28 protein-coding genes and 1 pseudogene are annotated in these 25,188 nt (G+C 38.2%); 11 read left to right on the top strand and 18 right to left on the bottom strand.

The genetic code is table 11. The features are described 5' to 3' along the window. Positions 1–68 precede the first annotated feature (68 nt). The gene (gene tetC, locus M1F17_RS12615) at positions 69–662 is read left to right on the top strand and encodes a tetracyline resistance-associated transcriptional repressor TetC (RefSeq protein ID WP_000428546.1); all 594 of its coding nucleotides are present in this window, start codon (positions 69–71) and stop codon (positions 660–662) included. A gap of 112 nt (positions 663–774) precedes the next feature. Here the strand turns inward: tetC and tet(B) are convergent, their stop codons facing one another. Then, complete coding sequence (tet(B), locus tag M1F17_RS12610) at positions 775–1,980, bottom strand: tetracycline efflux MFS transporter Tet(B) (RefSeq protein WP_001089068.1); 1,206 nt, start codon at positions 1,978–1,980, stop codon at positions 775–777. A gap of 81 nt (positions 1,981–2,061) precedes the next feature. On the opposite strand from tet(B), the gene tetR(B) reads away from it, so the two are divergent. Beyond that, positions 2,062–2,685 carry a tetracycline resistance transcriptional repressor TetR(B) gene (gene tetR(B), locus M1F17_RS12605; RefSeq protein WP_000088605.1) on the top strand — a complete coding sequence of 208 codons (624 nt, stop codon included), beginning with the start codon at positions 2,062–2,064 and terminating at the stop codon, positions 2,683–2,685. Here the strand turns inward: tetR(B) and M1F17_RS12600 are convergent. From M1F17_RS12600 to M1F17_RS12590, 3 genes are read right to left on the bottom strand one after another with little or no spacing between them, the layout of a single operon-like run. After that, positions 2,663–3,349 (bottom strand): ArsR/SmtB family transcription factor, encoded by a 687-nt coding sequence (locus tag M1F17_RS12600; RefSeq protein ID WP_001284954.1) that lies wholly within the window; start codon positions 3,347–3,349, stop codon positions 2,663–2,665. The genes tetR(B) and M1F17_RS12600 overlap by 23 nt on opposite strands. Positions 3,350–3,356: 7 nt before the next feature. After that, positions 3,357–3,743, bottom strand: coding sequence for a hypothetical protein (locus M1F17_RS12595; RefSeq protein WP_000460651.1), 387 nt, complete (start codon positions 3,741–3,743; stop codon positions 3,357–3,359). Next, positions 3,736–4,056: an antibiotic biosynthesis monooxygenase family protein gene (locus M1F17_RS12590; protein ID WP_000562370.1), complete on the bottom strand. Its 321-nt coding sequence runs from the start codon at positions 4,054–4,056 to the stop codon at positions 3,736–3,738. Before M1F17_RS12590 ends, M1F17_RS12595 begins: the two co-directional genes overlap by 8 nt. A 443-nt stretch (positions 4,057–4,499) precedes the next feature. Between M1F17_RS12590 and gltS the strand changes: the two genes are divergently transcribed. Continuing rightward, positions 4,500–5,705: a sodium/glutamate symporter gene (gene gltS / locus M1F17_RS12585; RefSeq protein WP_000599530.1), complete on the top strand. Its 1,206-nt coding sequence runs from the start codon at positions 4,500–4,502 to the stop codon at positions 5,703–5,705. A 230-nt stretch (positions 5,706–5,935) separates the two neighbouring features. Beyond that, positions 5,936–6,055: pseudogene (locus M1F17_RS12580) on the top strand (LysR family transcriptional regulator); the annotation flags it as partial. 15 nt (positions 6,056–6,070) lie between these two features. Here the strand turns inward: M1F17_RS12580 and M1F17_RS12575 are convergent. The 3 genes from M1F17_RS12575 to M1F17_RS12565 all read right to left on the bottom strand — a co-directional run bounded on the left by M1F17_RS12575 (position 6,071) and on the right by M1F17_RS12565 (position 8,412). Beyond that, on the bottom strand, positions 6,071–7,279 hold the full coding sequence (locus M1F17_RS12575) for an IS4-like element ISVsa5 family transposase (protein WP_001352368.1): 1,209 nt from the start codon (positions 7,277–7,279) through the stop codon (positions 6,071–6,073). A gap of 143 nt (positions 7,280–7,422) precedes the next feature. After that, positions 7,423–7,854: a hypothetical protein gene (locus tag M1F17_RS12570; protein ID WP_094961226.1), complete on the bottom strand. Its 432-nt coding sequence runs from the start codon at positions 7,852–7,854 to the stop codon at positions 7,423–7,425. 132 nt (positions 7,855–7,986) lie between these two features. Then, positions 7,987–8,412 (bottom strand): universal stress protein, encoded by a 426-nt coding sequence (locus tag M1F17_RS12565; protein WP_004263436.1) that lies wholly within the window; start codon positions 8,410–8,412, stop codon positions 7,987–7,989. Positions 8,413–8,737: 325 nt separating this feature from the next. Between M1F17_RS12565 and M1F17_RS12560 the strand changes: the two genes are divergently transcribed. Beyond that, the gene (locus M1F17_RS12560; RefSeq protein WP_036958645.1) at positions 8,738–8,944 is read left to right on the top strand and encodes a ParD-like family protein; all 207 of its coding nucleotides are present in this window, start codon (positions 8,738–8,740) and stop codon (positions 8,942–8,944) included. Beyond that, positions 8,937–9,707, top strand: coding sequence for a type I methionyl aminopeptidase (gene map, locus M1F17_RS12555; protein WP_004263445.1), 771 nt, complete (start codon positions 8,937–8,939; stop codon positions 9,705–9,707). The genes M1F17_RS12560 and map overlap by 8 nt, the downstream gene beginning before the upstream one ends. Before the next feature lie 66 nt (positions 9,708–9,773). On the opposite strand, the gene M1F17_RS12550 is transcribed toward map, so the two are convergent. The 5 genes from M1F17_RS12550 to M1F17_RS12530 form a co-directional block, all read right to left on the bottom strand. Continuing rightward, a complete protein-coding gene (locus tag M1F17_RS12550) occupies positions 9,774–10,205 on the bottom strand; it encodes a carboxymuconolactone decarboxylase family protein (RefSeq protein WP_094961227.1) in 432 nt (143 codons plus the stop codon). A gap of 105 nt (positions 10,206–10,310) precedes the next feature. Continuing rightward, a complete protein-coding gene (locus M1F17_RS12545; RefSeq protein ID WP_036958646.1) occupies positions 10,311–11,087 on the bottom strand; it encodes a DeoR/GlpR family DNA-binding transcription regulator in 777 nt (258 codons plus the stop codon). A 3-nt stretch (positions 11,088–11,090) separates the two neighbouring features. Further along, positions 11,091–12,047 carry a D-threonate 4-phosphate dehydrogenase gene (locus M1F17_RS12540; RefSeq protein WP_036958696.1) on the bottom strand — a complete coding sequence of 319 codons (957 nt, stop codon included), beginning with the start codon at positions 12,045–12,047 and terminating at the stop codon, positions 11,091–11,093. A gap of 16 nt (positions 12,048–12,063) precedes the next feature. Continuing rightward, positions 12,064–13,338, bottom strand: coding sequence for a D-threonate kinase (dtnK, locus tag M1F17_RS12535; RefSeq protein ID WP_094961228.1), 1,275 nt, complete (start codon positions 13,336–13,338; stop codon positions 12,064–12,066). Positions 13,339–13,348: 10 nt separating this feature from the next. After that, on the bottom strand, positions 13,349–14,302 hold the full coding sequence (locus M1F17_RS12530) for a 2-keto-3-deoxygluconate permease 1 (protein WP_318837001.1): 954 nt from the start codon (positions 14,300–14,302) through the stop codon (positions 13,349–13,351). A 429-nt stretch (positions 14,303–14,731) separates the two neighbouring features. Here M1F17_RS12530 and M1F17_RS12525 point away from each other — a divergent pair, with 429 nt between their 5' ends. Further along, positions 14,732–15,676, top strand: coding sequence for an SPFH domain-containing protein (locus tag M1F17_RS12525; RefSeq protein ID WP_094961230.1), 945 nt, complete (start codon positions 14,732–14,734; stop codon positions 15,674–15,676). A gap of 310 nt (positions 15,677–15,986) precedes the next feature. On the opposite strand, the gene M1F17_RS12520 is transcribed toward M1F17_RS12525, so the two are convergent. The 3 genes from M1F17_RS12520 to M1F17_RS12510 form a co-directional block, all read right to left on the bottom strand. Beyond that, positions 15,987–16,730 (bottom strand): ankyrin repeat domain-containing protein, encoded by a 744-nt coding sequence (locus M1F17_RS12520; protein ID WP_172412226.1) that lies wholly within the window; start codon positions 16,728–16,730, stop codon positions 15,987–15,989. Between the two features lie 138 nt (positions 16,731–16,868). Further along, positions 16,869–18,077, bottom strand: coding sequence for an NAD(P)/FAD-dependent oxidoreductase (locus M1F17_RS12515; RefSeq protein ID WP_164455742.1), 1,209 nt, complete (start codon positions 18,075–18,077; stop codon positions 16,869–16,871). A 128-nt stretch (positions 18,078–18,205) separates the two neighbouring features. Then, the gene (locus M1F17_RS12510; RefSeq protein WP_196724771.1) at positions 18,206–18,748 is read right to left on the bottom strand and encodes an RrF2 family transcriptional regulator; all 543 of its coding nucleotides are present in this window, start codon (positions 18,746–18,748) and stop codon (positions 18,206–18,208) included. A 248-nt stretch (positions 18,749–18,996) separates the two neighbouring features. On the opposite strand from M1F17_RS12510, the gene M1F17_RS12505 reads away from it, so the two are divergent. Next, positions 18,997–19,479, top strand: a complete 483-nt coding sequence (locus M1F17_RS12505) for a DUF523 domain-containing protein (RefSeq protein WP_004263471.1) — start codon at positions 18,997–18,999, stop codon at positions 19,477–19,479. A 211-nt stretch (positions 19,480–19,690) separates the two neighbouring features. Further along, positions 19,691–20,497 carry a DUF4239 domain-containing protein gene (locus tag M1F17_RS12500; RefSeq protein WP_004263474.1) on the top strand — a complete coding sequence of 269 codons (807 nt, stop codon included), beginning with the start codon at positions 19,691–19,693 and terminating at the stop codon, positions 20,495–20,497. 52 nt (positions 20,498–20,549) lie between these two features. Here the strand turns inward: M1F17_RS12500 and M1F17_RS12495 are convergent, their stop codons facing one another. From M1F17_RS12495 to M1F17_RS12485, 3 genes are read right to left on the bottom strand one after another with little or no spacing between them, the layout of a single operon-like run. Continuing rightward, on the bottom strand, positions 20,550–21,806 hold the full coding sequence (locus M1F17_RS12495) for a PTS ascorbate transporter subunit IIC (protein ID WP_036958647.1): 1,257 nt from the start codon (positions 21,804–21,806) through the stop codon (positions 20,550–20,552). An 11-nt stretch (positions 21,807–21,817) separates the two neighbouring features. Then, entirely contained in the window at positions 21,818–22,105 is a 288-nt protein-coding gene (locus tag M1F17_RS12490) for a PTS sugar transporter subunit IIB (RefSeq protein ID WP_004263481.1), read from the bottom strand. 22 nt (positions 22,106–22,127) lie between these two features. After that, complete coding sequence (locus tag M1F17_RS12485) at positions 22,128–22,574, bottom strand: PTS sugar transporter subunit IIA (RefSeq protein ID WP_004263485.1); 447 nt, start codon at positions 22,572–22,574, stop codon at positions 22,128–22,130. A gap of 371 nt (positions 22,575–22,945) precedes the next feature. On the opposite strand from M1F17_RS12485, the gene M1F17_RS12480 reads away from it, so the two are divergent. Beyond that, positions 22,946–23,980, top strand: a complete 1,035-nt coding sequence (locus M1F17_RS12480) for a LacI family DNA-binding transcriptional regulator (protein ID WP_004263493.1) — start codon at positions 22,946–22,948, stop codon at positions 23,978–23,980. 260 nt (positions 23,981–24,240) lie between these two features. Further along, positions 24,241–25,134 carry an endonuclease/exonuclease/phosphatase family protein gene (locus M1F17_RS12475; RefSeq protein ID WP_094961234.1) on the top strand — a complete coding sequence of 298 codons (894 nt, stop codon included), beginning with the start codon at positions 24,241–24,243 and terminating at the stop codon, positions 25,132–25,134. Positions 25,135–25,188 lie beyond the last annotated feature (54 nt).

Raw genomic sequence — 25,188 nt, 5'->3', positions numbered from 1 at the left:
TAAGATTGTCACGACCACATCATCATGATACCATAAACATACTGACGGTATGTTATTTTAAATCTATCATGGAAAATAAAAATCATCAACAAGAAAATTTTAAGAGTACCTATCAATCACTGGTTAACTCAGCACGAATATTGTTTGTTGAAAAAGGCTATCAAGCTGTTTCAATAGATGAGATCTCGGGAAAAGCGTTGGTGACCAAAGGTGCCTTTTATCATCACTTTAAAAATAAAAAACAATTACTCAGTGCCTGTTATAAGCAGCAATTAATTATGATTGATGCCTACATCACAACAAAAACTGATTTAACAAATGGTTGGTCTGCCTTAGAAAGTATATTTGAACATTATCTTGATTATATTATTGATAATAATAAAAACCTTATCCCTATCCAAGAAGTGATGCCTATCATTGGTTGGAATGAACTTGAAAAAATTAGCCTTGAATACATTACTGGTAAGGTAAACGCCATTGTCAGCAAATTGATCCAAGAGAACCAACTTAAAGCTTATGATGATGATGTGCTTAAAAACTTACTCAATGGCTGGTTTATGCATATCGCAATACATGCGAAAAACCTAAAAGAGCTTGCCGATAAAAAAGGCCAATTTATTGCTATTTACCGCGGCTTTTTATTGAGCTTGAAAGATAAATAAAATAGATAGGTTTTATTTGAAGCTAAATCTTCTTTATCGTAAAAAATGCCCTCTTGGGTTATCAAGAGGGTCATTATATTTCGCGGAATAACATCATTTGGTGACGAAATAACTAAGCACTTGTCTCCTGTTTACTCCCCTGAGCTTGAGGGGTTAACATGAAGGTCATCGATAGCAGGATAATAATACAGTAAAACGCTAAACCAATAATCCAAATCCAGCCATCCCAAATTGGTAGTGAATGATTATAAATAACAGCAAACAGTAATGGGCCAATAACACCGGTTGCATTGGTAAGGCTCACCAATAATCCCTGTAAAGCACCTTGCTGATGACTCTTTGTTTGGATAGACATCACTCCCTGTAATGCAGGTAAAGCGATCCCACCACCAGCCAATAAAATTAAAACAGGGAAAACTAACCAACCTTCAGATATAAACGCTAAAAAGGCAAATGCACTACTATCTGCAATAAATCCGAGCAGTACTGCCGTTTTTTCGCCCCATTTAGTGGCTATTCTTCCTGCCACAAAGGCTTGGAATACTGAGTGTAAAAGACCAAGACCCGCTAATGAAAAGCCAACCATCATGCTATTCCATCCAAAACGATTTTCGGTAAATAGCACCCACACCGTTGCGGGAATTTGGCCTATCAATTGCGCTGAAAAATAAATAATCAACAAAATGGGCATCGTTTTAAATAAAGTGATGTATACCGAATTCGATTGCGTCTCAACCCCTACTTCGGTATCTGTATTATCACGTGTATTTTTGGTTTCACGGAACCAAAACATAACCACAAGGAAAGCGACAATATTTAGCAACGCAGCGATAAAAAAGGGACTATGCGGTGAAATCTCTCCTGCAAAACCACCAATAATAGGCCCCGCTATTAAACCAAGCCCAAAACTTGCCCCTAACCAACCGAACCACTTCACGCGTTGAGAAGCTGAGGTGGTATCGGCAATGACCGATGCCGCGACAGCCCCAGTAGCTCCTGTGATCCCTGAAAGCAAACGGCCTAAATACAGCATCCAAAGCGCACTTGAAAAAGCCAGCAATAAGTAATCCAGCGATGCGCCTATTAATGACAACAACAGCACTGGGCGCCGACCAAATCGGTCAGACATTTTTCCAAGCCAAGGAGCAAAGATAACCTGCATTAACGCATAAAGTGCAAGCAATACGCCAAAGTGGTTAGCGATATCTTCCGAAGCAATAAATTCACGTAATAACGTTGGCAAGACTGGCATGATAAGGCCAATCCCCATGGCATCGAGTAACGTAATTACCAATGCGATCTTTGTCGAACTATTCATTTCACTTTTCTCTATCACTGATAGGGAGTGGTAAAATAACTCTATCAATGATAGAGTGTCAACAAAAATTAGGAATTAATGATGTCTAGATTAGATAAAAGTAAAGTGATTAACAGCGCATTAGAGCTGCTTAATGAGGTCGGAATCGAAGGTTTAACAACCCGTAAACTCGCCCAGAAGCTAGGTGTAGAGCAGCCTACATTGTATTGGCATGTAAAAAATAAGCGGGCTTTGCTCGACGCCTTAGCCATTGAGATGTTAGATAGGCACCATACTCACTTTTGCCCTTTAGAAGGGGAAAGCTGGCAAGATTTTTTACGTAATAACGCTAAAAGTTTTAGATGTGCTTTACTAAGTCATCGCGATGGAGCAAAAGTACATTTAGGTACACGGCCTACAGAAAAACAGTATGAAACTCTCGAAAATCAATTAGCCTTTTTATGCCAACAAGGTTTTTCACTAGAGAATGCATTATATGCACTCAGCGCTGTGGGGCATTTTACTTTAGGTTGCGTATTGGAAGATCAAGAGCATCAAGTCGCTAAAGAAGAAAGGGAAACACCTACTACTGATAGTATGCCGCCATTATTACGACAAGCTATCGAATTATTTGATCACCAAGGTGCAGAGCCAGCCTTCTTATTCGGCCTTGAATTGATCATATGCGGATTAGAAAAACAACTTAAATGTGAAAGTGGGTCTTAAAAGCAGCATAACCTTTTTCCGTGATGGTAACTTCACGGTAACCAAGATGTCGAGTTAACCACCCTTTAGATTCATAAAGCGAAAATAATGCGGCTCCAACGTACCCACCTAAATGGAAACGGCGTTCACTCCAATCTAAACACGCACAACAGATTTTACGTGAATGTTTGGAAGGAACGTCAATTCCCATTTCATGAAAATATTGAATACCACTTAATGTGATCATTGAACCATTTTCAGTGATCCATTGCTGTTGACAAAGGGAATCATAGATCTTAACGGCAACTTCGCCAGCTAAATGATCATAGCAAGTACGTGCTTTTCGTAAATGCACTGGCGTGGAAACTTTGGCATGTACGCCATGGTTTAAGGAGATCCCCATCATACTTTCCATCAATTCAGCAATATCTTTTCCTGCTAGCCGAAAATAACGATGCTTGCCTTGAGCTACTACTGTGATTAGCTGGCAATCTAATAATTTAGATAAATGACTGCTCGCCGTTGAAGCTGATATATTCGCCACAGAACTTAGCTCAGTGGCCGTCCAAGCTCGCCCATCCATCAAAGCACTGAGTATTTTAACTCGTGAAATGTCAGACATAGCCGCCCCTATCGCGGCTATTGAGGACTCAAAGGTAACCTCTTTTCGTATTAAATTAGCCATCGCAAGTTCACTTTATTGCCCAAGGGAGCGTAACAGATGCAGCCATACTATCATTGTCCGTTATTAATATCAGTTGGTTAGCATGGTCACTGTATTGCACTAAAATATTAATGTTATTCTCCGCCAATACTCGTGCTATTTCGCCAAGTTCCCCCGGTTTTTCCTGTTTTAACTTACGAATTAATGGTGTCCGGATCGCAAGTACTAACAGTCCAGCTTGCTCTAGCGCTATTTTAGCTTCCTTTCCTTGTTCAACAAGAAAATGAGCATGGCATTCATCACCAACCGTAAATATCCCTCCCCCTTCCAATCCAATACCTTTATTACCTAATGTTTTTCCTAGTAATGCTAATTGTCCTATTTGATTATCTAAAACAACGTGAACATCAAACATTATCCTTGTCCTTTTTAAATGAATATTCGCGAGTAATATGAGCAATACTAATTTTGTAAAAATCAAATATTGACTCTCGCCCTTCTTGTTGAGCTTTCGCATGTAAAACATGATTTTTCCATTGCAGAACTGCGTATTCGTTTTCCCACCAAGATAGCGATAACATTTTTCCTTCTGTAGCTAGACTTTGAAAACGTTCAATTGAAATAAAACCAGCTACATGACTTAATAGTGGTCTTAACTCCTCAGCTAAAGTCAAATAGCGAGTTTGTTGGTCGGGTTGTATTTGCACCTCAAATATTACAGCAATCATATTTTTCTCCGTTATTAATCAACAAACAGAGTAATCCACCCGAAAATTAACACTTCGATAAGCAACGAAATATAGAAAGGTCATGCTGCTGTTTTATGTTGTATATCACACTTCTTTAAATTGCTCGGCCTGCGCTTATCATGTTCTCCTTCTCTTATAATTTTGTTTATTATTTATACTTTTTTATTTTTTGCTATCACCGAAAATAGTGCGGATCCCGCATGGTATTTAGGTTTACCCATCATTAAATACCATTGTTGTTATTTTAATCTTTTTAATATTTCATGATTAAGATCACACTAAAATTATGACCCTATTAACTAAAAGTTATGGATACCCTAATAAAACTCATTGTTAAAGATTAGTTAACCAAAGTAACTTCATTTTTCACTATTGTTAAATTGTTATAGTGAAAATTCTGGTAAACTAATAGAGGTAAAAAAATGATCCTAGATGCCAGTTATACATTATTAGTCGCATGTATCGCGCTACTCATAGGAATGTTTGTCGTAAAATTTACCCCGTTCCTACAAAAAAACCACATACCAGAAGCCGTCGTTGGTGGCTTTATTGTTGCAATTGTTCTGTTAATTATTGATAAAACATCAGGTTATTCGTTTACTTTTGATGCTTCATTGCAAAGTTTATTAATGCTCACATTCTTTTCCTCTATCGGGCTAAGTTCTGACTTTTCTCGACTGATTAAAGGAGGAAAGCCGTTAGTTCTATTAACTATTGCAGTAACGATCCTAATCGCCATTCAAAATACTGTCGGCATGAGTATGGCTGTCATGATGAATGAAAGTCCATTTATTGGCTTAATTGCAGGTTCAATTACTCTAACAGGTGGTCATGGTAATGCCGGAGCATGGGGCCCTATTCTCGCTGATAAATATGATGTAACAGGCGCCGTTGAATTAGCGATGGCTTGTGCAACACTTGGATTAGTGTTGGGTGGTTTAGTTGGCGGCCCTGTTGCCCGTCATCTTTTGAAAAAGGTCTCTATTCCTAAAACAACCGAGCAAGAGCGCGACACTATCGTTGAAGCTTTTGAGCAACCAAGCGTCAAAAGAAAAATCAATGCAAATAACGTTATTGAAACCATTTCAATGCTGATTATCTGTATTGTTGTTGGTGGCTATATCAGTGCATTGTTTAAAGATACTTTTCTGCAACTGCCTACTTTTGTCTGGTGTTTATTTGTCGGTATTATTATCCGTAATACACTGACTCATGTATTTAAACACGAAGTGTTTGAGCCGACCGTCGATGTATTAGGTAGCGTTGCTTTATCGCTTTTCTTGGCAATGGCGTTAATGTCATTAAAATTTGGTCAATTGGCAAGCATGGCAGGGCCAGTATTAATTATCATTGCTGTACAAACTGTTGTCATGGTGCTATTTGCCTGCTTTGTCACCTTCAAAATGATGGGCAAAGATTATGATGCTGTCGTGATCAGCGCGGGTCACTGTGGCTTTGGTATGGGAGCAACACCAACAGCAATTGCGAATATGCAAACAGTCACAAAAGCATTTGGACCATCACATAAAGCTTTCCTTGTCGTTCCTATGGTCGGTGCCTTTATTGTTGATATTTCAAACAGTATCTTAATTAAAATATTTATTGAAATTGGTACATACTTTACCTAATAGCTACACACTACTCGGCGTACTTCTCCTAACAATTTATTATAGGGCAGTATGCCGAGCCGCTTTCTTACCCCGTATATTCCCCTAGTCAATCTATTTAGCTTGCACGTTTACGAATTAATTCTCGTGACAACTAAACCAAAATTTGAATTATGACGAGTATATCTGATTATTTATACTTTATTCGTTAGAATAGTCCGTAGAAATAAATAATCAGTAGGCTACATGGAATGAAATTAAGACATCTCGATATCTTTTATGCTGTAATGACTTGTGGTTCCTTAACGCGTGCGGCTGAAGTTTTACATATTTCTCAACCCGCGGCGAGTAAAGCACTCAAACATGCTGAGCACTGAGAGATCCCCTCATAATTTCCCCAAAACGTAACCATGTGTGAATAGATTTTGAGTAAGCAGGGTTGCAGCCACGAGTGAGTCTTCCCTTGTTATTGTGTAGCCAGAATGCCGCAAAACTTCCATGCCTAAGCGAACTGTTGAGAGTACGTTTCGATTTCTGACTGTGTTAGCCTGGAAGTGCTTGTCCCAACCTTGTTTCTGAGCATGAACGCCCGCAAGCCAACATGTTAGTTGAAGCATCAGGGCGATTAGCAGCATGATATCAAAACGCTCTGAGCTGCTCGTTCGGCTATGGCGTAGGCCTAGTCCGTAGGCAGGACTTTTCAAGTCTCGGAAGGTTTCTTCAATCTGCATTCGCTTCGAATAGATATTAACAAGTTGTTTGGGTGTTCGAATTTCAACAGGTAAGTTAGTTGCTAGAATCCATGGCTCCTTTGCCGACGCTGAGTAGATTTTAGGTGACGGGTGGTGACAATGAGTCCGTGTCGAGCGCTGATTTTTTCGGCCTTTAGAGCGAGATTTATACAATAGAATTTGGCATGAGATTGGATTGCTTTTAGTCAGCCTCTTATAGCCTAAAGTCTTTGAGTGACTAGATGACATATCATGTAAGTTGCTGATAGGTTTCCAGTTTTCCGCTCCTAGGTCTGCATATTGTACTTTTCCTCTTACTCGACTTAACCAGTACCAACCCAGCTTCTCAACGGATTTATACCATGGCACTTTAAAGCCAGCATCACTGACAATGAGCGGTGTGGTGTTACTCGGTAGAATGCTCGCAAGGTCGGCTAGAAATTGGTCATGAGCTTTCTTTGAACATTGCTCTGAAAGCGGGAACGCTTTCTCATAAAGAGTAACAGAACGACCGTGTAGTGCGACTGAAGCTCGCAATACCATAAGCCGTTTTTGCTCACGGATATCAGACCAGTCAACAAGTACAATGGGCATCGTATTGCCCGAACAGATAAAGCTAGCATGCCAACGGTATACAGCGAGTCGCTCTTTGTGGAGGTGACGATTACCTAACAATCGGTCGATTCGTTTGATGTTATGTTTTGTTCTCGCTTTGGTTGGCAGGTTACGGCCAAGTTCGGTAAGAGTGAGAGTTTTACAGTCAAGTAAGGCGTGGCAAGCCAACGTTAAGCTGTTGAGTCGTTTTAAGTGTAATTCGGGGCAGAATTGGTAAAGAGAGTCGTGTAAAATATCGAGTTCGCACATTTTGTTGTCTGATTATTGATTTTTGGCGAAACCATTTGATCATATGACAAGATGTGTATCTACCTTAACTTAATGATTTTGATAAAAATCATTAGGGGATTCATCAGTGTTGAGCATTCTAATGTTGTTAATAAATGAGCCAATTATGGCTCATCCGGTTGTAGTGCCTCAATGATATAATTAATACTTGAAACTCCACTCTTACAAGCTTTATTTTTTAAAACAATCGGGGTTTTATCAATGGCCATTTTTACTGAAGATAATTGTTCGGTGTAGGTTTGTGCTCCAATAATCTCTGGATTATTATGTAAGTATTCAATAACTACATCGACTTTTTGATAAAACTGGTCACACGAGTTGCCACCCGTTTCTAAGATTTTTAGTTCATTAAGAGTATTTGGAATAAGTTGTTTCGTATGCTGTTGTACTTGCTCGATATACTTTCCTGACTTTGCTTGCTCAACTATAGTCATCACCTGATTTTTCATATTTAAAAACGAGTAGATAACTGTAATTAAAGCGATAGCTAAAATTATATTGATACTAATACTGATCCAGAGTAAGTGTTTTTTCATTACATTCCTTGAGTGAAAAATAAATCTGCAATACATAGCTTAGTGGAGTGAATAATCCATGTATGTAAGATTAACACGAAAAAACAAGGTAACCCAATAATAGGCTACCTAGATTACTATAATTAATAGCGGCTATCGGACAGTCAAAACAGAAATTTTTGAATTTTGAATAACCATTGATGCTGTTGAACCTAAAAAGTATGTGGACATACCTGGGCGCCTTGACCCAATAACGATTAAATCAGCAGAAATTTCCTCTGCAACACGTAAGATTTCATCTCTTGGTGTCCCCATTAAAACTTGAGCACTGTATTTATCATTTGGAATATTAAATTCTTTAATTATTTCAGCGAGCTGCTTCGTGACGTTTTCTTGTTCACTATCCGCTTTTTCAGCAAAACCAAATCCCATTGTGGTATAGAAAGGAACAGTAGGAATAATTGCCAAAAAATGAATATGTGCTTTTTCATATTCAGCAAGGTATTGAATATGGGCCATAACTAAATGTGCTAAGCTTTTTTCTGTTATATCAATAGGAACTAAAATTTTATTATACATGTTTTTCTCCAGCTTTTATTTATTGAGCTCATGTTGTAATCGGATCATTAGTTTATTAATAGTACGGCAGTTAAACCAGCACATGGCCGAGTTAATCAAAATAATGCTAATTTACGTATAATCATTACATTTTTCGGAATTTATGATAGCGGATCAACGATTCAAATACTTTGACGGCGGAATCAACTTAAGCAACTTAAAGTAGTATTTATGGGCTGTTTTTCATGCGCTTTGTGCTATACAAAACGTGAATGCTTTGAATCATCATCTTCCTGTTATATGATCTATACATGTTTTGTATACACATCATATTGTTGAGGTTGCTTTGGGTATCGTAAAAATTTCAGATGAATTGCATGATTATCTGCGTCATGCGAGCCAGGTTATGTCCCGTTCGATTAATTCACAGGCAGAGTTTTGGATTAAAATTGGTATGCAAGCTGAACTAAACCCGAATAAGACATTTACTATGTTAGTCAATGAAATGTTAGAAAAAGAGTCAATTGAATTAAAAGGAAAAGTTCATGAATAATATTACAATTAAAACAGCAGAAGAAATTGAACTGATGCGTGAGTCTGGACGACTTTTGGCTAGCGTTTTTAAGATGTTGGATTCATTTATTGTACCGGGTATTTCCACAATGGAGATTAATGATAAAGTTGAAAGCTATATCGTTAATGAATTACAAGCAAGGCCTGCTAGTAAAGGGCAATATGGCTACCAATATGTTTTGAATACATCGTTGAATGAAGTCGTTTGTCATGGTGTTCCAAAAACAGATGAAATTTTAAAAGCAAAAGACATCATTAACGTTGATATTACGCTAGAGAAAAATGGCTTTATCGCTGATTCAAGTAAAATGTATGTAATGCCAGAAGCTTCACCACTAGCACGTAAATTAGTTAAAGATACTTATGCTGCTATGTGGGAAGGAATAAAACAAGTTAAACCGGGTGCGACATTGGGTGATATTGGTTCCGCTATTCAACATTATGCGGAATCTAAAGGTTACAGTGTCGTACGCGAATATTGTGGGCATGGTATTGGCCGTGAAATGCATGAAGATCCGCAAGTTCTTCATTACGGCGTACGAGGGAAAGGGGTTGAATTAAAAGAAGGAATGACATTTACGATAGAGCCAATGATTAACCAGGGTGGGATGAAAATTAAAACAAAGAAAGATGGTTGGACGGTCGTAACAAGAGATAAAAAATTATCTGCTCAATCTGAACATACGGTATTAGTCACTAAAGATGGGTATGAAGTTTTAACATTACGTGATGAAGAAAAATAGTGTTAAAAGTAGAATTTACAAGCTTGCTGCCATAAAGGTAGCAAGCTTTTTTTATACAAATTTTTACTATTGTCTCAGTGCTATTGCTATACGGTTAAAGGCACTCATTAAACCAATAGCGATAGTTAAATCAGAAATTTGTTCATCAGAAAAATGGTATTTTAATTCATTAAAGAGAGCATCTGATGTACCACTGGTAGCTATATTAACGACAGCTTCGGTCCAAGCTAATGCAGCGCGCTCTAATGAATTAAAATGATGACTAACCTGCCAGCCAGCGAGTGTGTCTATTTTTTTGTTACTGACACCATTTGAACGTAATGAGCTTGCATGCATATCTAGGCAAAATGCACAGCCATTGATTTGTGAAACTCTTAAATAAACAAGCTCTATTAGTTCTTTACCTAACCCGCTTTTATCCAATGCATTTTTGCATTCAATAAGCCCTTTATAAGCTTCAGGTGATAAATTGTTATAAGCTAATCTCAGTTCGCTCATGGGGGTTCCTTACATATTTTGTTGTCAGATGAAATGCAATGTTTGGTGCGGTTTGGTTGGAAGGTTGAGCTACTTTATTTTATAAAGAAATCAAGTTCAATAGCATTAAGTGGCATTTGTGGAAACCAATATTAGATTAGTACGACAAGAATCTATAAATTTTTGCTGAATATCGAGTGGAAGTTGGTTATCTGTAATAATATCTGTCAATTCGTCTATTTGAGCGACACGAAATAATGACCATTTACCGTATTTACTACTATCAGCAAGCATAACAGAGCGTGTAGCATTTGTTATTAGGTCACGTTTTAGACCTGCTTTTTCTTCTGTTGGTGTTGTAATTCCTTTTTCTAAACTCCAAGAGTTACAACTAATGAATGCGATATCAGGATAAATGCTACGTAATAAAACACGCCCATGCTCACCAATACAAGATTGGCTACTATCGTCAATTCTTCCACCAACAATTGTGACTTCAATTTGTTTGAATTCAGAAAGAAAAAGGGCAATATGGAGGTCAGAGGTGATAACACGCAGGGGCATATGAGTGAGCTCTCGCGCTAGCTCAAGCATGGTTGTTCCTGCATCAAGTAGAACCGTGCTACCTGGTTCAATTAAACGGGCTGCCGCTTTCGCAATAGCCCGTTTCTCTCTTAGATTACGCTGGTTTTTTTCGGACGTAGTGGGCTGAACAGGAATGAAACGGTTTAGGGTTACACCGCCATGCGTGCGAGAGATAACCCCAGTTTCATCAAGTTTAATGAGATCACGCCGGATAGTGGCCGCTGACACGGATAATGCTTGTACTAGTTCTTCAACAGTGACGAGGTTATGCTGTTTAAGATACTCAAGTATTAAATCTAATCTATCCATTGTGCTCATTAGTTATACTACATTCATCGCAAGTTTAAGTGAGATGGCCATACTTTCAGGATTTGCTTTACCCGTCCAAGCAATATCAAATGCGGTTCCGTGATCGGCTGAAGTGCGCAAGAACGGAAGGCCCGCAGTGATATTAACACCATCATAAAAACCTAATAATTTCAAAGGAATATGACCCTGGTCGTGATACATGGCAACGACCATATCATATTGCCCTTGATAGGCTTGTAAAAATACAGTATCTGGAGGACAAGGGCCATAAACATTAATACCTTCAGACCTTACCTGTTCTATAGCTGGTTGTAAATATACGATTTCTTCATCACCAAATAAACCATTTTCCCCAGCATGAGGATTAACGCCTGCGATCGCAATACGTGGTTTTTCATAGCCAACGCGTTTTAAAAAGTCTGATGCGATACGAGACACGGTTATGATACGCTCGCTATTTAATGTATCTAAAAATTTACGCAATGCAATATGTGTTGTGACATGGATGACTTTTAATTTTTCGGTATAAAGCACCATGGCATAATCTTTGGTATTGGTTAGCTGGGCAAGTAGTTCAGTGTGACCTGGGTAGTTGTGCCCAGCAAGGTGCAATGCTTCTTTATTTAAAGGTGCAGTGGCAATCGCTTTCACTTCACCTGCGAGAGCTAGTTCAGTCGCACGTTTAATACAACGAAATGCTAAGTCACCAGCTTGAGCTTGGACCTTCCCCGCAATAAGTGCGCTAGGGTCGGCTAGGGGTTCATCAATAATATTGATGGTATCCGCTGAAAATTGAGCTTCTTTGATATTTTGTATCACATTGATTTTTATCTGAGGAACTACCCCTGATTTAATTAATCGCTGCATTGTTGATGCACAACCGATAACAACGGCAGAGGCTCCTGCCAGTTCACCTTCTGCAAGGGATTTGACGATAATTTCTGGGCCAATACCTGCAGGATCTCCCATGGTAATAGCAACAACATTATTTTTCACAATAAATTTCCTCAATATATTTGATGGCTTCGCATAAAGTGGTTATTTGACCAAACCCTCCCGCTTTGGTGATCACGGGTAAGTCATCAATTTCACTGTCAATAAAAGTGCCACAAGGTATACATGGCAGTACCTCAGATTGAATTCGATAACCTTTTGCTCCCAAAGTATTGGCAACCGCAATCGCAATATCTCCACCTGTTAAAAAAAGTCCCCCGATGCTGGCAACAGACAGCGTATTTAAGGTCAGCAAACTAATAAAGTCGCTGATATTTTTCCCCAATTCATTACGAGTCATACCGTAGGTATTGCATAGGTCATCAATATGATGCCTATCTTGCACATCTCGGCTGGTTCGTATGATGGTGTGTTTTTGTTGGTTTAATGTTTGACTAATTTCTTTGATGAGCGCAGCCATGTAGTTATCTTGTGTAGTGGCTGCAAGTACTTGTGTGACATCAACATCAATGACACTGGCATCACAATGTGTTTGTGCATAGTTTACCTGTTCAATTGTTGCGCTGCTCATTGAGCCAGCGACAATAAATAACGGTAGCCCTTGCTTTTTATCCATGAAAATATTCTCAGGCAATGCATTTGCAAAGCCCGCAGCTCCAACGAGTAGGCAAGGTCGATCTATTGAAAATACGGCTTCAGCAATTAGTGCTAAATCTTCATCATTTTCAGCGTCCGTGACGATGATACTGCCTTGCGTTGGCGCTTGTGCTTGTAACCATGTTGCGAATCGCCCTGAACGTATTTGGTCTAGATTCACTTCAATAACGGGCAGGGTAGTCTGCTGATGGAGAATAGTTTGGATACGTGATGAAACTATTGGTGTTTTAGGGTCAGAAGCAAATTCAGTTTCAATAAGCGCTTTTCCATGAACGAGACATTCACCATTTAACGTTACACGTCCTGCCGCAGGAATAGCTGCGGCAACAATAGCAAGTTTTAAGCCTGTTTCTGACATAATTGTCTCTATTTCTGCCCCGATATTACCGCGAAATGTTGAGTCAATTTTTTTATAAATGACAGGTTTATCCTTCTGAGATAAAAAAGGTTTCAGGCTATTTCGTAGGTTTTCTGAAGCAACTTGTGCATTTAATGCACGACTTTCTGTATTAAGCACAACGACATCAGCAAACCAAGAATGTTTTTGTGTATTATCAAGAAGTATCTCTGTGCGCGCATGCTTTTTAGCAAATTGAACACCGGTATCATTTGCCCCTGTAAAGTCATCCGCAATAACTAATAGTTTCATAAATAACTCCTTACTCTTCAGTTTGTTGGGGTTGTCTTGCTTGTTGGCGTTTAGCAACCCAAGAGGTCAGGATAGGGGTTAGAATAGCGGTGGTGATCACGGATGCAGCAATCAAAGGAGCAGCAGAAAGCGCGATAGCCTCTAAGGATGGGTCGGCTTGTGCGATAGCGAGTGGTGTTGCTACAGCATTTCCTGCGGTACTTGAGGCAGCAGCGCCTGCGATACCTGAGCCTCCTACTAGACGGTCTGCTCGAATATTAAACCAGCCGCCAACAAACGTAGTCAGCACACCGAGCAAGATACCTGCGAGTCCACCTTGTAATAGCATTTCTAAGTTGATCCCTGCGCCTAGTGCAAAAGCGAAGAAAGGAATTAATATTGGCCCACCTTTTGTTAGAAAATCGCGCATATGTGGGTCTAGATTTCCTAAGATCATGCCAACAATTAACGGAACAAGAACCGCAACTAATGCCATTAAAGGGATATTTGCCATACCAGCTGCGCCTAGCACAATCATGGTAAAGAAAGGCCCATCATTAAGAGATAAAATTGAGATAGCACCAACGTCTCGTTTATTACCAAACTCCCCAACTAAAGCGGCATATAAGCCACCATTTGAATTGCTCATTGCTGCAATAATTGCAACACCAGTTAAACCAAAAATCCCTTCCATTCCAAAGAGATAATCGACGCCTAGACCAAGAGCAATCGCAACGACTAGTTTTGTTAAGGTAATTGTACCTCCTTGTAATAAAGCTTGTGGCGCCGCTTTAAAACTAATTCCTGCACCCATACAAAGCAAGAATGCACCAATAAGAGCAGGGGCACCATTTTTAAACAGTGATGTTGTAAAGCCACCGATTTCGAGGGCTTGAGGAGCAAAGGTGTTGATTAGGGCACCGAGTACTAATGGCACAACCATCATGCCACCAGGTATACGTTCAATCGATTTTTTTATTTGCATGGTTTTCTCCGCCATGATTTATTTTAGTCATTATGATTATATTTAATCAATTAAAAACAACAGTGATCAAGATCGCAATAATTCCATTTACCATTAATTGAAATTATACTCTAACTTTCATCACTAACTTGGCTTAAAATAATGATAATTTGGCTTTTTGATGGAGTGGATGTTGTTTAAACTGATCGAGAGAGTGATTATAAATAATCATACATGTGTTTTATGATTGAAAATAAGCATTAATAATTTAAAAGGATAAAACTAGGTTTATAACAAAATTATCTGTAATGGCTCAGCGATTCATTTTTACCAAAATAGAAACAACAGATTTAGTGCTTTTAAATTTAGGATTATTAGACTTGTAGTTAGAAAATAAGTGGTGACAATAAGGCGCTTTATTATAATTATTAATTTGATAGGGATTAACTCATGCAATTTAAATCAATGATTAAATTGGTTGTCGGTGCTGCATTACTTCTAGTTATTGGTCTCGTAGGGATCAATTCATATACTATTGTACAAGATGGCTCGGTTAAGGTGGGGACATTTTTAGGAAAAGTCGACCCAGTTGCTTATGATGCAGGTTTACATTTTCCAATTAATCCGTTTACAACATTTGATACGTACTCAACAAAAGATATTCGAGTATCACTAAAAGAGCTAAGAGTACCTTCGCAAGATAAATTAAAATCTATTGTTGATATTACGGTAATGCTTCAATTTGATGGTGCGAAAGCTCCTGTATTACGTATTAATGGTGGTACAGAAAGCGAAGCTTTAGATAAATATGTACGCCAAAAGCTGATCTCAACGATTTTAGAATTTGGTAAAGATGTTGCTAATGCACAAGATCTTTATACTGCAGATACACAAAGAAAATTACAAGAATCTATTCGTGATGCTATTCAAGGGTATGCTTCTCCTTATGGCTATACAATAAAAGAAATCATGATCCAAGATATTACTTTGCCTGAGGTTGTACAAGAGCAAGTGGTTAATACCAAAATGCGCCAAGAGCAAATCAACCAAGCAAAAGCAGAGGCAGAAAAAGAGCGTGAATTAGCTCAGAAAAAGGTTGTTATTGCTGAAGCGGAAAGAGAGTCTGCTGAACAACAAGCCATCGCCAGAGAACGTAACGCACAAGCAAGTTCATTTGCGATGCGCCAAGAAGCAGATGCAAAATTGTATGCTGCTCAGAAAGAAGCTGAAGCGAATGCGATATTGCAACGTACTATTACCCATGAAATGATCAATTGGAAACAGTTAGAGATTGAGCAGATTAAAGCTCATAAATATAAAGGTGAGGTACCTAATATTGTTGTTGGTGCAGATTACGATGGTAAAATGATTATGGATATGCGTAATAGCCAGTAATATTAATTAAAAGAATTACCGCAGTTAAAGCTCGTTCTATTAAGCTTGAGGTGACCACATAAGGTTATGCACTTTTAGTCAACGGGTTATAAGGCCTGATTTCGATATTGAACCGGAATCAGGCCATTCAATTTATGGAAGGGTACGCTCAATACTCTCTTTTTATTATGCTAAGTGATACAATATCTTTTTTAGAATATTCACTTAAATGCATAGGAATGTTAACAATACATACTTTTCTTGAGCTACTGAAAATAATTTTTACATGATTGACGCAAAATTTTCTGTTATTACCCTATATTTCTATAAATCAATCACAAGATGGTTTACCAGTACGATGATTTAGAGCTCCATTATCAATAAGGAATTTTTGCATTTCTGGAAGATTATTCTTACATGCATAAGTTAATGCACTTTGGTCATAAGAAAACATGGTTACATCATCAGTCGTTGTGCTCCGGTTAATATCTGCTCCTTGCGATAATAAATATTTAACCGTTTCCATTCTATTATTACTCGCGGCTATCATGACTAATGTTTCACCATCACTTTCAATTTGTTGATTATTCAAATCTACTTCATTTTTCATTAGATGATGAATTTTTTTTACAACATTGACATTATTACCAAGCACCGCTGATTTTAGTACGTTATATACGTCACCTGTATCGGTTGCCCAAAGATTAGCATTCTGCGAGATAAGATAATCAACCATTGCTTCATCGCCAATAAAGGCCGCCCATCCAAGAGCCGTTTGGTCTAAGCTACCAGTGTCTTTGGCTTCTATATCTTGCCCCTCAGTAACCATCTGTTTTACTTTATCTAAATCTCCCTGCTTTACGGCATCAAACCATTCGGCATTGGCGCCCTCGCTAGGACTTTCATAGAAGACTCTCCAAGGTAAGCGTTCCTTATTCGCTAGTTCGAGCATAGTAGTATAATCTGTTTTAAAATGCCTATATTTTAAAGGATTATTATTATTAATAACTTGGGCCTGAGATACAGCCCCAAAAGTAATTAATGAAAAGGCAAATATAACTTTTTTAATATGCATATTGAAACCTTATTAATATTTAGTTATGTATTAGTATTAAAAAATAAACGATACAAAGCAATACAAATCATACTCATTGTATTTTTATGCGGTTATTCCGATTTATTTTACTTGAATATATTAAATCTAAATTTTACCTCAAGGAACGATGACATAATCTGGAGCGGCGATAGCAAATAGCTCATTTTTTTCTAATTCAGGCGGGTATATCCACTTAGTATTTATTTCTTGTTTTATTTTTTTCCCTTCCTTTTTAATATAATGTATTTCTCTCTGCCAACCTTCGGTATAAAGAGCACCCCAAGCCCCTAAATCAAGGCAAGTTACATATTTAGGTTGACTATAAGGGTGTAATGGAAGACCTAATAGCTCAGCTGCTGCATTATACCCTGCAACACGGCCTAAACTTAGAGCATGTTGGCAAGTCATTAAATTATGATTTCCTTGATTATCTGTGGGAGCTTTGACAGTATCTCCTGCTACAAAAACATTTGAGACAGCTTGTGCGTGTAAATAATTATCCGAGATAATCCTATTACTAGCGTCACGTTCACCACGAATCTGTTCTGTTAGAAAACTCGCTTTTACTCCTGTCGCCAATACGACAGTATTTGACTCTATGTATTCACCATTTGACAGAGTAACTCCATCATGACTTATTGCTTTGACGCGTAATCCTGCACGCAATTCAACGCCGCATTCAGTCAGAGCTTGTTGAATTACAGGTGAAATTTCGGCTCCCATTCCTGCTCCCACAGTGGATTCCGAGTCAATTATAAATACTCGGCCCTCTGTTGTTTCACCAAGAATTGCTTTTAGTCGGGCTGGCATTTCAGCAGCACTTTCTAAGCCTGTTAATCCTCCACCGACGACAACAACGGTATTTCTAGCTAAAGTTTCCGGTTTGTTCTTTAGTGCTTGTAAATGTGTTTCAAGACGATGTGCAGTTTCTAATGAATCAACATCAAAGCCATACCTATCAAATCCAGGAACGGGAGGTACATTTAATTGGCTACCAGTTGCCAGAATAAAGCGCTCATAGACTAACGTAGTTTGGTTGCCATTAGCTAAATTAACGGTTAATAACTTTGCATCTGTATCGATATTCTGGATTTCACCTGCAATATATTCAACACCGACGGCAGCTAGCTGCTTTGAAATATCAGGGGATATATTATCCAGCTTTGCTTCATATAAACGCGGCCGTATAGTGAGATTCGGTCTTGGTGAAATTAAAATAACTTTGATGCTATTTTCTTTATTTTCTTGTGAAATTACCCGCATTGCTGAAATAGCTGCCCAGAAGCCAGCAAAACCAGATCCTGCAATAACAATTTTAGCTGTCATTATTGAATTCCTTTGGAGTTTAACTTTAAATGCTCAGTTGCAAATTTTAAATAATAAAAAACCGCACCAGTGAAGATGTTATTAAAATTAGGTACAAACGATATAATTTATGGTTATCGGATTATATGTTATGTTTTACCTCGACCTCCTTTGCTCGAACGCATTGTTCTAGCTTCAATTTTTTGATCCATCCATGAGTTTACATCTCTATAAAAACTATTAGGGGCGATTTGACATAGACGCTGCGCCACATCAGCGAGGGTTTGGTTAGCTAATACATCTCTCATGGCATTTTCGGCTTGAAGAATGACTTTATGTACGGAGCAGGTACCTGAAATGGCCCATTGTGGTAGACCATTTTCTTCGAAAACAGCACAGCGGCGTCGTATTTCCTGGCACTCGAAAAGCGGTTTATAACCTTCTATAGCATCAATTATAGATAGAAATGTGATTTTTTCAGGGGGTAATGCTAATCGATATCCACCTCTAATTCCCTCATTCGAACTCACGATCCCTGCTTTTTCTAACCGAGGTAAAATTTTTGCTAGAAAACTTGGAGAGATGCCTTGTAGCTCTGCAAGTTCTCTACTGCTAAGAGAGCGTTCGGGATTATCAACAAACCAAAGTAGACAATGGATACCATATTCAACACTGACAGTAATGTGTGCCATTTATTTAAATTTCCTAAGCATCTATTTATAAACAAGGACAATACAGGTCTCCGTTTTAATTGTCAATAAACTAAGATAAGTTTAGTCCGCGTTATGGGTGTAAACAGCCACAAGTTACAGATCTATGAAGCTGTAAGCGTTTTTATTTGTTCTACGAGCACTATTAGCGCGAAGTATTTTGTAAACTTATTGTCTAATATAACCATGAAAAATACCTTAAAAAGTCAGGTCTATTAATAGGATTAGTTATGATTGCAGTAAGCGCCTGTTTGTTAGGGTATTGTGTAAGGTATGATGGGAAGCATCAATTATATACTCCTTTGAAAAAACTCTATGAGGATGGTCTGGTCATCAGTATTTGTCCTGAAGTTTTTGGCGGGTTACCAACACCGAGAGCATCTGCAGAAATAATGGGGGGAAATGGTGATGATGTACTCGCTGGGCGAGCTAGTGTGGTCGGAAGCGATAATATCGATGTCACTCAAGAATTTATTCGTGGTGCGTATATTGCTTTAGAAAAAATTCAATTAATGAATGTGAGATTAGTTGTACTCAAAAGTAATAGCCCCTCGTGCGGTAGTCAGCATATCTATAATGGTCAGTTTGATGGCACTTTAAAAGTCGGTATGGGTGTCTGTGCTGCACTATTTAAACGGCACCATATTGATATATTGGATGAGAACTCACCTGATTTAATCATGAAAATTAGGGGTTATTTCGAAAAAATGTAATGAAAATATATTTTGATAATCAACTTAAGGTAAATATAGTGAGTGAATTCTGTATTAGGGGGGTTGTGCTTTATTGTTAGCTAATTGGATGTCGTATTATGATGCCTGATTGTTGTTATTATCTGAAATTTAGCAAAAAAATAGTACTGTCTAGATAATTGCATTGCAGTTGTGTTATATCATCAGGAAATAAATTTCATGAGTTTATACGATGTTTAATATTTCTGAGTTGATCAATGATTCTCCAATCGATTCCATTCTTTTATTTGTTATCACATTTATCTTGTTAGTTATTTCTGCCTACGTTGGTAAATATATTTTTAAGCGTAAATCAGCCCACGAAGAAGCGACGGATGATGAAGCTAAAATTATTTTAGGGGCGATTTTATCTTTATTGGGTTTATTGATAGGGTTTGTTTTATCAATTTCGATTAATGGCTATAACAACCGTCAGCAAACAGAAGAAAATGAAGCTATTGCTATTGGTACGGCATATCAGAGAGCACAGTTATTGAGCACTGATGATAGAGGAAAAGCCTCTCAGCTTATTCAACAATACTTGGAAGCTCGGATTGAGTTTTTTAAGTCAGGTATCAGTGACGAAAATAACCAATGGCGGATGACTTCTTTGGAAAAGCAGAGTCAATTATGGGAAATCGCGGTAAAAGAAGCAAGTCAAACACCAAACCCTATTGTGGCTTCTGTACTCAGTGCATTTAGCGACCTTTATCTTTCTCAACAAAAAACGATGGCAAGTTGGCGACACCAAATTCCAAATGCAACTTGGTTTTTACTGATCTTTTTTGCTATCTGTTCAAATATTCTTATTGGTTACAATATACGCGGGACAAAAGGGAAAAATTGGTTGATACTCATATTGCCGTCATTAACCACGTTGGCTCTATTTATGATTGCAGAAATTGATGTTCCTGGTGAAGGTATGATCCACGTAACACCTGATGATTTAATTTTATTACAGGAATTCTTATTTAGGGATGGTGCTTGGTTGGGAAAGTAGGGGCGTTGTAAAAAAACTCCCCACTAGCAAATTTGCCATGGGGAGTTCTGTTTTAGCGGACGATAATGCCTAATAAAATTCCGATTGCGCCAAAGTCAGCGTCACTGAATGTAGTATTAGCAATACCAATATCCCCAAGAACAGGTAATAGGAATACTGGTAGGAAGGTAATAAGCAGCCCTTGAGCAAATGCACCCAAGATAGCTCCACGACGACCGCCTGTTGCATTACCAAAAACACCGGCAGCAGCACCTACGAAGAAATGCGGTACAACGCCTGGAATAATAACCGTCATATTTAATGCATACAGAACGAACATTCCCAAAACACCGGCAGCGAAACTACTTAAAAATCCGACTAATACGGCGTTTGGTGCATATGGGAATACCACTGGGCAGTCTAAAGCAGGCTTCGCATTAGGGACTAATTTGTCTGAGATACCTTTAAACGCAGGGACGATTTCTGCAATAACCATACGTACACCTTGCAGAATAATGTATACGCCTGCAGCAAATGTAATGGATTGCATTAATGAGAACATGAACCAATTCTTACCACCACTGACTTCGCGAACGAAATCACCGCCTGCGAATAAGCATGTAATGATAAAAATAATGAACATGGTGAAAGAGATAGCGACAGGTGTATCTCTTAAAAATAGTAAGCTTTTCGGGACATTCATGTCTTCTGTTGAATGTTCTTTATTACCGAATTTGCTTCCAATGAACCCTGCTAGGACATAAGAAATCGTTGAAAAATGCCCAATCGCAACATCATCTGAACCTGTCACTTTTTTCATGTAAGGGTGGGCAATTGCTGGGAAAAATACCATACAAAAGCCAACAATCAGTGAGCCAACAGTGACTAATAGAGTTCCTTCCATTCCAGCGGTAGCTAAGATAACTGCTATCATCATGGACATGAATAACGTATGGTGCCCAGTGAGGAATATAAATTTCCATGGTGTTAAGCGAGCAATCAAGATATTGATTAGCATCGCAAAGAACATAATCATTGCCATTTCACGACCGAAGCTTTTTTGTGCAATAGAAACAATAGCTTCGTTATTTGGTACCACACCATTAATACCAAAAGCATGTTGGAAAATAGCGGAAAAATCACCTAAAGAGCTGACAACTAAGCCAGCACCAGCGCCTAAGATCACAAAACCCATTATGGTTTTAATGGTGCCTTTAATGCATTCAGTGACGGGTTTTTTCTGTGCGATCAAACCAATAAGTGCGATTAGACCAACAAGAATGGCTGGTTCAGATAAAACATCCTGCATCAGAAAACGAAAAAATGACATAGTGCCTCCGCTTACATCGCGCCGAGTTTTTGTAAAGCAATGGTGAGACGTTCTTTCATTGCAACTTTATCAATCATATTTTCGAGAGCAACGATTTCGCCACCAACTTGTTGAGCGACTAATTGTTCAGCAATATCGCTTGTACCAACAAAGATATCACTCACAGTGCCTTTTGCTGAGCCTAGATCAACATGGTCAACATCTGCATTAACTTGCAAATCTTTTAAGATATTTTTGATGCTCATTTCCATCATCAAACTAGTACCTAAACCATTTCCACAAACAACAGTAATTTTCATAATGTTTACCTTAATATTTAGCTTATTCGTATTTAGCGATGATTTTTAGAATGTCATCTACGTTTTCTGATTGCATGATGTTATCTACATCGTCTTGATTATCAAATAGTTCTGCGAGTTTCGCGATAGCACCAATATGGCTATTGCTATCAGTGGCTGCTAGTACAATTAATAATTTGATTGGGTCATTGCCATCGGAGCCAAATTCAACACCTTGTTTGATAACGGTTAACCCAAGAGATAATTGGTTTACTCCGTCTTCTGGACGTGCATGCGGCATGGCAATACCTGGGCCTAATACATAGTAAGGGCCGATTTTTTCGTGTGATTGAATTATTGCATCAATATATCTTGGCTCGATGAACTTATTATTAATTAATGGATTACAGGCGATTTTTATCGCTTCTTGCCAATTATTGGCACTGTCGACGACTTGAATGACGTTAGGGGTCAGTAATGTCGTTAGCATCGGGTTGCTCCTGGTAGAGTGAAATTATTATCTTTGTAATGGTTGAATGAATAGTAGTGTTCTATGGTAGCGCTATCTAGTTGAATCTTTCATTTTCGTGATAGCGCTATCATTTTAAAAAAATATAGCGAGCAAATATGAAATGAACACACTTCTCAGCTGATTAACAAATTCAACCTGTGGTAAGTTAACTAGGACTGGTGATATTGACTGTTTCTTTAGATTTAATAGAACCATATTGGCTATTTTTAGCGCATTTAATCTAGAACATGAGAAAAAGCAAAAAACATGCTTGATTCGAATGAAAATTGACCATCAAAGATCAATAACCTTAGGGTTAATAATCAGTTTAGGCTAAGTAAAAGTATTACATGCAAAAAATACGAAAAAGAAAAAATACAGGGCGAGTCACGTTGCAGGACGTCGCAAAATTCGCAGGCGTTGGGTCCATGACGGTATCTAGGGCTTTGCGTACACCCGAATTAGTGTCTGATAAGTTACGTGAAAAAATTAATGCTGCTGTTGAAGAACTTGGTTATATACCTAATTCCGCAGCAGGTATTTTAGCGTCAGGCCAAAGCCGTACCGTTGCTGTTTTAATTCCGTCTTTGCGTGATAATGCCAGTTCAGTTTTTCTGCAATCTTTACAAGAAGCACTGAACAAAAATAGTTATCAAGTTGTTATTGGTAGCCATGATTACCAGCAAAAAAAAGAGTCTGAGGTTTTATCGACATTATTGCAGAGTAACCCCGCAGCTTTGATTGTTTTTGGGGCGATAAACTCAGAAAGCGTTTCGAATTATTTGAAGAATTTAGATATCCCTGTAGTCAGTGTTGCGGGGGAATCTAATCATCCAGTCACGTTGAACATAAAAAGTAACGTTGGAGATGCGGTTAATTTTTTAACCAACTATATGTTACAAAAAGGGTATAAGAAGATAGGTTATATTGGCGCTCAAATGGACAGTAAAATGCAAAGTCAGCAATTAAGTGGCTGGAACCGAGCGATGCTGGCGTATAACCAAAGTGCAGATCAAAGTATTACAACTCCGTATGTCGCAACGATGGATTTTGGTCGTCAGGCAATTAGTGAGATGTTGACCCGCCAACCTGAGCTTGAAGCTGTGATTTGCAGTCATGAAATGATTGCACTTGGTGTCATTTTTGAGTGCCAAAGACGTTTAATTCAGATACCAAAAATGTTAGCAATTGCTTGTGTTGAAGGTACTTCAAATTGTGATCATATCCATCCGTCACTGACATCTGTGCGAATTGATTACAGTAAAATGGCACGAGAAACAGCGAAAAGGCTACAAAAATGGCTTGCAGATGTCGATTGTGACTTTGTTGAACGTAAAGAAGGGGTTGTTTTCCCATATAAATTTGAAGCAAGACAAAGTGCGTGAAATATAATTTATCGTATGTTGATCTCGTTTTCTTGAATTTATTGCTTATCCTTAAGTGAATAGGAGTGCGATAGCTCTCTATTTTGACGGTCAAAAAGATGTTTTTTTTTCTCTCGAAATAAGATTGTAGACTGGGTCACTATATCTTTTTTATTCTCTGTTAATGTATGAAAACTGCAAGTTAACGGGGGTTAGCTCCGCGAGAATTTTATTAAATACTTGCACTATTCTGTTGTATTAGTCATTAACAGGGGAAAACAATGAAATTACTAAAAACAGTTATTTCCACCACAATTCTAGTTTCTTGTGGTGCGATGGCAACAATGTCGGGTTCCGAAATTCTGAAAGTACAGGATGGAGGAACTCCGAATAAAGTTTACACTTCGAACAAGCCGACTATTAAAGTCGCAACGTATAACATTGGTAAAAATGAGTTGTCACCAGATGTCAGTAATCTTGATGAGCTAAATAAGGCGATTGCGAAAATAGATGCTGACGTGATTGTTTTAACTGAAATTGATAATAAAACCGCTCGCAGTAAAAAAGTTCACCAGCTAGAAGAAATAGCTAAAGCCAATAAGATGGATTTTGCTTTTGGTAAGGCATTAGATTTTGATGGTGGAGAGTACGGTGTAGGAATTTTATCAAAATATAAAATTGATAAATCTAAAGTAATTAATTTACCTTCTGGTGATGCAGAACAACGGGTTGTATTAATATCTCAAATATCAAAGCCAGGTTTTGATGCACCAATTATTGTGATGGGAACACATCTGGATTGGCAGAAAGATCCAACCATTCGCATTGGGCAAGTGCGCCATATTTTAGATGCGAGTATTGGGGATACAGATACGGGGTTTGATAATATTGCGGCCTCAATAAAAATATTAGCGGGAGATTTCAATTCAACAGCTAATGAACAGCCTATCCAAGAAATTCGTTATATGTGGAACCCAGTTGAGTTTAAAGGTGTTGATTATCGTAGTTGGCCAGCGGTAAACCCAGCCATAGACATCGACCATATTTTTACATTTAAAGGGCAAGTTTGGGATGTGAAAAAAATGGAAATTCCAACGGATAGTAAAGAGTTTCAATGGTCAAGTGTTAGCGACCACCTACCTATAATTGCTGAATTAGAGCTACAAGAGCAATAAACACTTACAGAGAAATTTTCGATAAAAGGCCTCATTTGGTTTGTAGGCCTTTCC

It is taken from the genome of Providencia sp. PROV073, assembly GCF_033688125.1.
GTDB classification, from domain to species: Bacteria; Pseudomonadota; Gammaproteobacteria; order Enterobacterales; family Enterobacteriaceae; genus Providencia; species Providencia hangzhouensis.
The sequence above is the reverse complement of the archived record's forward strand: the minus strand, read 5'-3'. Positions and strand labels throughout refer to the sequence as shown.